We start from the raw sequence: 8,865 nt of genomic DNA, 5'->3' as shown, positions 1-8,865 counted from the left end.
CTATCATACCAGATTTATCATCTTGTAACCGACGTTAATAAATATGTATCTGACACAGAAAATAGATTTAGGGATGAAATTGATCAGTTGAAAAAGATGACGATATATGGTGGATCTATTACTGAGAGAAACCAACCATCAATTTTGATTGATGAAGATCAACAAGATACAAATACCGACAAACAATAGATTTGTGAAATGCGAACAGAAATCTGTGGAAATATCGCTTCAGGTAAAACCACATTGTGTGGCCATTTCTCTTTCCTTGATTTTCTTGCCATTTATGAATCATTTTCCACCAATCCTTTTCTGACAGCTTTCTACTCTGATCCGGCAAGATTCAGCTTTGAAACCGAGATCACCTTTTTGCTCCAGCATTACCATGCCATCAAAACAGCGACTGAAACAAAAAACAAAGTCTGTGACTTCTCAATAATTCTCGACAAAGCTTATGCCGACGTAACCCTTCAACAAAGACACCGGGACATTTTTCTCACTGTGGCCGAGGAAGTTGATCGTGAACTGGGGCTTTCGCAAACTATCATCCATTTACAATGCCCTGAAGAGGTGTTGCTTGAGCGTATTGCCAGCAGAAATCGTGATTTCGAAAAAAACATAACCATTGACTATCTGCGTCAACTGACCGAGGCCATTAAGGCTAGGGTTGACGAAGCGGCCAAGCGCAGCCGTGTGATTACCGTGAACAGCCATGAAATCAACTTCGTAGATGGGCTGGATGCGATACCCCATGTTGCGGCTTTGTGTGGAGAGCTTTCTGTTCGATGAGAATAACCCGTCCAACCCGCGTTCCCTTGCGGGCTGGCCACGATAAGCCGGAACTTGAGACCATGTTGCAACGCTACAGCTCCCGTCGGGGAAGCCTTTACACCGATTTTCTTCAGCAGCGCCTGACTGGCGCCCAGCGTTATGATCGGATCGCCGGTTATTTCCAAAGCAGTCTGCTGGAGTTGGCGGCGGAGGAGCTGGCCGCCATTGCCAGGGTGCGGATTGTCTGCAACACCGAAGTAAATGCCGAGGATGTCAAAACCGTACGGATGGCCACCGGCCCTCGCCGCCGGGAACTGGAAGAAAGCCTGCTGCGGCTGGCCTGGAATGCCGGCCAATTTACCCACCTGGTGGATGTGCATGGCCGGGCGGCTCAGGAGAGGCTGAAAATTCTCTATCAACTGCTGACCGCTTCTGGCCGGGACGGTCGCCTGTTCGAGATTCGCATCGTCCCGGATGCCGAGTTCGGTTTTGTTCACGGCAAGGGCGGGGTTATCGAGGGGCCGTCGAGGGCAACCTCCTTCATTGGCAGCGCCAATGACAGCGCCCGGGCCTGGACCCGCAATTACGAACTGGTCTGGGAAGATGACCACCCGGAAAGCGTGCTCTGGATGCAGCAGGAGTTCGATGCCCTTTGGGAAAAGGGCTTCCCTCTGTCGGAGTTCATCGTCAAGCAGATCGGCCGTCTGAGCCGGCGCACTGTGCTGGACCACATCGGTCCCTGGCAGGAGAACCCGCAGCCGGAACCACTGCTGGCCGAGGTGCCCACCACCACCGAGCTTTTCGGCTTCTGGGATCATCAGAAGTACTTCATCAATCTGGCCTTCAAGGAACATCTCAAGTACCGGCAGGATAGCCGGCGGGGCGCCCGTTTTCTGCTGGGTGACGGGGTCGGCTTGGGCAAAACCCTGCAACTGGGGGCACTGGCCAAGCTGATCGGCACCCTGGACGATCTGCCCATCCTGATCGTGGCCCCCAAGCCGCTGTTGGCACAGTGGCAGGAGGAGTTGCTGCTGAAGCTGGCGGTGCCTTCGGCCCGCTGGGAAAACGGTGGCTGGCTCACTGAACGGGATGAATTTCACCCGGCCTTGCCGGACCGGCTCACCAACTGCCCCCGCAAAATCGGCATAGTTTCCACCTCGGTCATAACCAGCGCCCCGCTTTCCCGCCGCAACCAGGAGCTGACCGAACAACTGCTGGCCAAACGTTACGCCTGCGTGATCTGGGACGAGGCCCATAAAATTCGCCGGGCCAACCTGGCCCCCGGCAATGTTTACAAGCCCCCGGAAAAGAAACGGCTGTATCGCTTCGCCGAGCAACTGGCCGCCCAGACCAAGACTATGCTGCTGGCCACCGCCACCCCGGTCCAGTTGCACCCCATGGAGTTGTGGGACTTGCTGGCCATTCTTTCGGTACACAACCCCCAGGTACTGGGCAGCCCCAACAGCTTCTGGCGACGGGCTGACAGCCCCGAGATATTCGATATTGTCGCCGGTCGCGAGGATGTAGGCCAGCTCTATGACAAATGGCAGTACTGGCGCAACCCCCTGGCTGCCCCCCTGGATGCCGCCACCGAGGTCTTCGACTGGATTCGCGGCGATCTCGGCCTGGCCCTGACCGATGACCTGGCCACCAATGCCGACCTGGATCGGCTTGACCCTTCCCGCTCCTTCGATTTGGATTTTCTGACCCTGCGGGAGGTTAACCCCTTTACCCAGTGGGTGATCAAACGCTCCCGCGAGCGGCTGGAGAATGAAGGTAAGCTGGTCCGCATCGAGATGGTGGCCTTTGGCGACGGCCAGCCGATTCTCTGCTCCCACAGCATGGAACAGGCCTTCGAGTTGGCCGAAGACTTTGCCAAAGCCCTGCACCAGAGGATCAAGGCCGGAGGGTTCATCAAAACTTTGCTTCAGCGCCGGGTCGGCAGTTCCCTGGCGGCCGGGCTCAAGACCACCCGCAAAATGCTGGCCGGTCGGTTGCTGGAAGTTGAGGATGACCCCGATGACGATGCCCAGTCCATATACCCCCTGACCGATGAGGAAAAGGCTCTGCTGCAAAGACTGGAGGAACATCTGGTCCGCCACCTGGAACGGGAGGAAGACCCCAAGTTCGAGCGGGTTCGGGAAATTCTGGCCCTGGATTTTGAAGGGCTTTCCTGGCTGGAGCGCGGGGTATTGATTTTCACCCAATTTTATGACTCCGCCTATGCCCTGGCCGAATACCTGGTAAAACACCTCGATCAGCCCATTGGACTTTACACCAACAGCAGCGCCAGCAAGCTCTTCGCCGATGGCAAAATCCAGAGTATTAACCGGGAACTGCTCAAGGAAAAGGTGGTTCAGGGCCGGCTCAAGCTCCTGATCGGCACCGATGCCGCCAGCACCGGCCTCAATCTGCAAAAACTGGGATGCCTCATCAACCTTGACCTGCCCTGGAACCCGACCCTGCTGGAGCAGCGCAAGGGCCGGGTCCAGCGCGGCACCCTGGCCAAGCGCATCCCTTTTTACAACATGCGTTACGATAAAGGGGCGGAGTTGAAGCTCTTTGAAACCCTTTCCGGCCGTATCCAGGAAATCACCGCCATCTTCGGCACCATCCCCGATTTCATCGTGGACCAGTGGGTGACCGATATGCTCAACGACAAACAGTGGGACGAAAACACCGTCCTGACCGTCATCGCCGATCGGGAGCGTAATCCCTTCAGCGTGAAGGAAACCACGGAATCCCTGGATGCCGACTGGGACGCCACCGCCGAAGTGCTCAACCAAGCGGACGCCCTGCGGGTGTTGTTGGCAACCTGGTAAACTGTATGATATGCAAAAGAAAGACGCAGTAGATAAACCCTGTCTGGAGAGCAACTCATGGCAAGCGCAGATCAGTTGAAAGCGCTGTTCAAGTCCCATCTGGACGGCGACGAGCAGCATTTTTATTCCGTGGCCATGCAGGTTGCCGCCCATGAGGCAAGAAAAGGGCACGGCAAGCTGGCTGAAGAGCTGCGGGCGCTGATTGACGAGGCCAAGCGCCGATCCGGGCCAAAACAGCCGACGCCGATCAGCCGGCCCCGTGGTGAGCTGGCCGGGCTGCTAGCCGCTTCCTATCCCAAGGGACGCTTGGCTGACATGGTGCTGGATACGGTGCTGGAAGAGAAAATCCAGCGGGTTATCCGGGAACAGCGCCATGCGGCGCGGATTCTGGCACATGGCTTGGCGCCACGCCGCAAGCTGCTGCTGGTTGGCCCGCCGGGCACCGGCAAAACCATGACCGCATCGGTACTGGCGGGTGAGCTGGGTCTACCTTTGTTTCAGGTCCGCTTGGATGGCCTGATTACCAAGCTCATGGGCGAGACCGCCGCCAAACTGCGGCAGATTTTTGAAGCCACGGGCCAGACCAAGGGGGTCTATTTTTTCGACGAGTTCGATGCCATCGGCTCCCAGCGGGGGCTGGCCAATGATGTCGGCGAGATTCGGCGGGTGCTCAACAGTTTTTTGCAGATGATCGAACAGGATCAATCCCACAGTCTTATTCTCGCGGCCACCAACCATGCGGAAATCCTCGATCATGCCCTGTTCCGCCGGTTTGACGATGTGCTGCATTATCAATTGCCTGAACAGGACCAAAGCGCCGCTCTGCTGCGAGCGCGACTGACCCGCTATGCCGGCAAGGGGGTTGCCTGGAAGCATCTGGCTGAAACGGCGGCCGGCCTGAGCTATGCTGAACTTACCAGGGCGGCCGACGAGGTGATCAAGGAAGCCGTGATGCAGCAGCGCGAAGAGGTCAGCGAGGCCGAGATTCAGATGGCGCTGGAAGAACGGCGCAGGCTCATGGCCAGGCTCTACCAGGTGGTATAACGGAAAGGAGCGTGTGGGTGAGGGATCACAGCGGGGACAAATATCGCCATATCATCCTGGATGGCGTCACCGAAACCGAGCGGTTTCGTCGGCCGTTACAACGGATTGAGCCGTCGCAGATTCCAGCCCGCAATCGGCAACAGCACGGCAATTTTCTCCTCGGTCAGCTTAATGCCCTGCAGTCCACGATGGAGCATGCTCGCCAGCTTCAGGAAATGGCCGGTCTGGAAGGCGGTTTTGGTTTGCAGGTGGAATTTGAAAGCTTTCCGGACATAGAACTGGCCTTTGAAAGCCTGGCCCGCGAGCGGGGAGGGATTGAACTGCTGAATGTGCGGCATGATGCCGGCAAAACCCTGGCCACGGTTTTTGTCCCGGACGGCAAATTGCAGCATTTTGAGAATCTCCTGCGCGATTATCTGGCAGAGAGGCGTGACCGGGCGGGCCGGGCCCGGGACCACCAGAGACTCGTCAATGCGATCGAGCAGATCAGGGCCGCCACCCTGCGCGCTCTGTGGACCGATGACCTTTCGGTTTTTCCCGTTGACGATAAGGAGGTCTTCTGGTGGGAGGTCTGGCTGCCGGTAGGCCCGGACCGGCAGGCGACGGTCGCCGACTTTCGTCGCTTGGCCGGAGGGATGGATTTGGGCGTCGCACCGGGTGAGTTGCGCTTTCCGGAGCGGACCGTGCTGCTCGTGCGCGCTTCCGGAGGCCAGATGCGCCGCTCAATGCTGGCGCTCAATTGCGTTGCCGAACTCAGGCGCGCCAAGGAAACAGCGGAGTTTTTCGATTCCCTGCCGCCGGTTGAACAGCCGGAGTGGCTGGACGAACTGCTTGCCCGCAGCAGTTTTCCCGGTATGAACGAGGACGTCCCCCATGTCTGCCTGCTCGACACCGGGGTCAACAATCGCCATCTCCTGCTTGCTCCTGCCCTGTCCGATGCCGATCTGCATACGGTGGAACCGGCATGGGGGTTTAACGACCTTTGCGGGCACGGCACCGCCATAGCCGGTCTTGCCCTAGCCGGCGATTTGACCCGAATTCTTGAGACTGACGCCACGGTGGAAATCGGCCACCGCCTGGAATCGGTCAAGCTATTGCCGGAGGATGGCGCTAATGCCGGTGACGATCGGCATCATGGCTACCTGACCACCGAGGCGGTATCCAGACCGGAAGTGACAGATCCTTACCGGAAAAGGGCTTTTTGCCTCACCGTGACCGCCCGTGACTACCGTGACCGGGGTCGTCCTTCGGCCTGGTCGGCGGCGATTGATCGTCTGGCCAGTGACGCGGAAGAAAGCAACGCCAGCCCGCGGCTGCTGATCGTTTCCGCCGGTAATGTGGATGATCCCAATGCCTGGCGGGAATATCCGCAGAGCAACAGCACCGACGGAATTCACGATCCTGGTCAGGCATGGAATGCACTGACGGTCGGTGCGTACACCGAACTCGATCGCATCGAGGAGGCGGATGCGGAGGCCTACCGGCCTATTGCCCCCCAAGGCGGACTGAGTCCTTTCAGCACCACCTCACAATGTTGGCAGCCGCCAATCTGGCCCATCAAGCCGGATGTGGTTTTCGAAGGCGGCAACGCGGCCAAAGATGCCCTAGGGGCCGTTTGGATGCCCAGCTTGTCTCTGCTCACTACCAATCACGAGCCGCACCAACGATTGTTCACCACGGCAAATGCCACCAGTGCGGCCACCGCCTTAGCCGCCCGGATGGCGGCGCAACTGATGGCCGCTTACCCTGAACTCTGGCCGGAAACCATTCGGGCGTTGATGGTCCACTCCGCTCAATGGACAGAGGCCATGCAACGGATGTTTCTGCCGCCCAACGGCAAGGCACGGAAAAAGGATTACGCCGATCTCGTCCGCCATTGCGGTTTTGGGGTGCCGAACCTGGATGCCGCACTTTGGAGTGTTGCCAACTCCTTGAGTATGGTTGTGCAGGAATCCTTGCAGCCTTTTGTGCGGGAATCCCCAAAAGACCCCACTTTGCGAGACATGCATCTCCACCGGCTGCCCTGGCCACTGGAAGAACTGGAGGCCTTGCAGGAAACACCGGTTGAGATGCGGGTTACCCTCTCCTATTTTATTGAGCCCAACCCTTCTGAACGGGGTTTCCGGTCACGGTACCGTTACGAGTCCCACGGGTTGCGTTTTGATGTGAAACGCCCCCATGAATCGGAGGGTGCCTTCCGAGGGAGAATCAACGCCATGGCCCGGGGGGAGGAAACGGGCACACCAGTTGGCGGCGACGATCCGGCATGGGTCATTGGCCCGAAAAATCGGCACAGAGGCTCGATTCATTCGGACATCTGGCAAGGGAAAGCGGCCGATCTGGCCAGCCGTGGAGTCCTGGCGGTGTATCCCACAGTTGGCTGGTGGAAAACCCGAACACGCCATGAGCGGTACAATATGGCAACCCGCTACGCCCTGATCATTTCCATCCGGGCGCCCGAGGCCAAGGTTGATCTTTACAGTGCGGTTGTAAACAAGATTGCTGCGCCGGTGACGATAGGCGTCTCATGAGGCTGCAATCCATTAGCATCCGGAACTTTAGGGTAATCGCCGACAACAAAACGGTGATTGCCGTCCAGGTGCCCTTAAGCTCTCAGATTCACCGGCATCGTGGTGAAATCATGCTGCGCAGCGAGGATGGCGACTACCGCCTGCGCGGCACCCACCAGTTGGCCGGGCTGGCCAACCGCAAGCTGAGCCTTTTTTCCGAACAGCGGGTTTTGCCCCATCTGGCCATTGCCGATCTGCGTCCCGATCTCTTTGCCAAGGCCCGCAGCCTGATGCGAGCTGGCAGTCGCCGCCACCCCTGGCTGGCCTTCAGCGACGAAGAGTTGCTGAAAGTGGGCGGATTTTTCAATCGCGATCCCAACAGCGGCCAACCCGGCCTGACCCTGGCGGCGGCCCTGCTTTTCGGCAGCGATGAAGTGATCCAAAGCGCCGTCCCCGGCTACAAGTTCGATTGCCTGCTGCGCCGCCGCAACCAGGATCGTTACGATGATCGCCTGATCATCCGCTTTACGCCAATGGAGCCACCCCGGTCTTCCAGGAAACGGAACATAGTTTTGTCACCACCCTGCCATTGGGTGTTGACCGGGGAGGGCTGGGTGATGAACGTGTTACCGATCACGCCACCCCCGAAGGCGACCAACAAGTCACCCAACAGGTCATCCAACAGGTCACCCAACAAGTCGGCAGTTCCGACGAATATGCGCGACTTTTGCCAGTTCTGACGGCATGTGAGGCCGGATCACTTTCAAATAAAGAGTTGCAGACGGCTGCCGGAATCAGAGACCGGTCAACCTTCCATATCAACTACCTCACCCCGCTACTCAAACGAAACCTGCTGGAACGGACCATTCCGGACAAACCGACCAGCAGCAAACAAAAATACCGCCTCACCGCAAAGGGCAAGCAACTGCTGGCAGCAGCGAACTTCAGCACCGGTCAAAGTAATGAGCAACCGACCGGGTGAATTTCGTCGAGAAAGTAAGGCTGAAATGATCCTGGCCCCACCCTGTACGCATGAAGAGGAGTTGCAAACATGACCGCAATCCCTTCACCGGAAGCTATCAGCAATATTCTGACCCGGATCGACGAAATCCCGGCGGATCAGCTTGAGTCCGAGGTTCTGGACTTCAAGCGCTGGCTCGATGCCAAGAAGTCACTGGCCGAGGCGGTCAAGATGGCGGTCTGCTTTGCCAATGCCGAGGGCGGGGTGGTGGTTTTCGGGGTCAAGGACGATGTCCGGGGTCGGCAGCGGGCAATCACCGGTTGCAGCCGCTACGATCTGGACACCTGGCGGCGCGGCATCTATGAAGGCACCGCCGCCAGAATCACCCAATTACCGGAGGCACGGGCCAGGGACCGGCTGGAACAGTTCTGTCATCGTCCCAGTCCCTGGCTGGAAAGGCGGGGCAAAAAAGCGGGGTTACCTACCACCTGGCCGCATCGGTGGCGGCGGAGCTGGTGGGCAAAGGCATCTACAGCCGCTCACGAGCCATCGACAAGGTGCAATGGCCGGCCTTGATCCGGCATTACGTCGAACAGCATGGCTCCATAAACAACAGTGAATGCCGGGAGTTGCTGTTGCTGGGAAACAGCCGTTCGGCCCAGAGTACGGTTTCCAACTTATTGACGAATCTTGTTTTTCTGGAAGCCTATGGCTCAAGCCACAAGACCAGGCGGTACCGGTTAAAAACTTTAACTTAACT

The 8,865-nt window shown here is 58.0% G+C and carries 8 protein-coding genes; all 8 read left to right on the top strand.

The genetic code is table 11. From position 1 onward, the window contains the following. On the top strand, positions 1–189 hold a 189-nt coding region (locus ACHHRT_RS13515; RefSeq protein ID WP_395500299.1), incomplete at its 5' end, for a hypothetical protein. Between the two features lie 9 nt (positions 190–198). Then, entirely contained in the window at positions 199–786 is a 588-nt protein-coding gene (locus ACHHRT_RS13510; RefSeq protein ID WP_395500298.1) for a deoxynucleoside kinase, read from the top strand. Positions 787–848: 62 nt separating this feature from the next. Next, positions 849–3,590 (top strand): helicase-related protein, encoded by a 2,742-nt coding sequence (locus tag ACHHRT_RS13505; protein WP_395500297.1) that lies wholly within the window; start codon positions 849–851, stop codon positions 3,588–3,590. 57 nt (positions 3,591–3,647) lie between these two features. Then, positions 3,648–4,634: an AAA family ATPase gene (locus ACHHRT_RS13500; protein ID WP_395500296.1), complete on the top strand. Its 987-nt coding sequence runs from the start codon at positions 3,648–3,650 to the stop codon at positions 4,632–4,634. Between the two features lie 17 nt (positions 4,635–4,651). Next, complete coding sequence (locus ACHHRT_RS13495) at positions 4,652–7,165, top strand: S8 family peptidase (RefSeq protein ID WP_395500295.1); 2,514 nt, start codon at positions 4,652–4,654, stop codon at positions 7,163–7,165. A gap of 110 nt (positions 7,166–7,275) precedes the next feature. Next, positions 7,276–7,884: a hypothetical protein gene (locus tag ACHHRT_RS13490; RefSeq protein ID WP_395500294.1), complete on the top strand. Its 609-nt coding sequence runs from the start codon at positions 7,276–7,278 to the stop codon at positions 7,882–7,884. Further along, on the top strand, positions 7,872–8,126 hold the full coding sequence (locus tag ACHHRT_RS13485) for a Fic family protein (protein ID WP_395500293.1): 255 nt from the start codon (positions 7,872–7,874) through the stop codon (positions 8,124–8,126). Before ACHHRT_RS13490 ends, ACHHRT_RS13485 begins: the two co-directional genes overlap by 13 nt. A 69-nt stretch (positions 8,127–8,195) precedes the next feature. After that, the gene (locus ACHHRT_RS13480; RefSeq protein WP_395500292.1) at positions 8,196–8,681 is read left to right on the top strand and encodes an AlbA family DNA-binding domain-containing protein; all 486 of its coding nucleotides are present in this window, start codon (positions 8,196–8,198) and stop codon (positions 8,679–8,681) included. Positions 8,682–8,865: the final 184 nt, after the last annotated feature.

It is taken from the genome of Desulfurivibrio modestus (assembly GCF_044068625.1).
Classification (GTDB): domain Bacteria; phylum Desulfobacterota; class Desulfobulbia; order Desulfobulbales; family Desulfurivibrionaceae; genus Desulfurivibrio.
The sequence above is the reverse complement of the archived record's forward strand: the minus strand, read 5'-3'. Positions and strand labels throughout refer to the sequence as shown.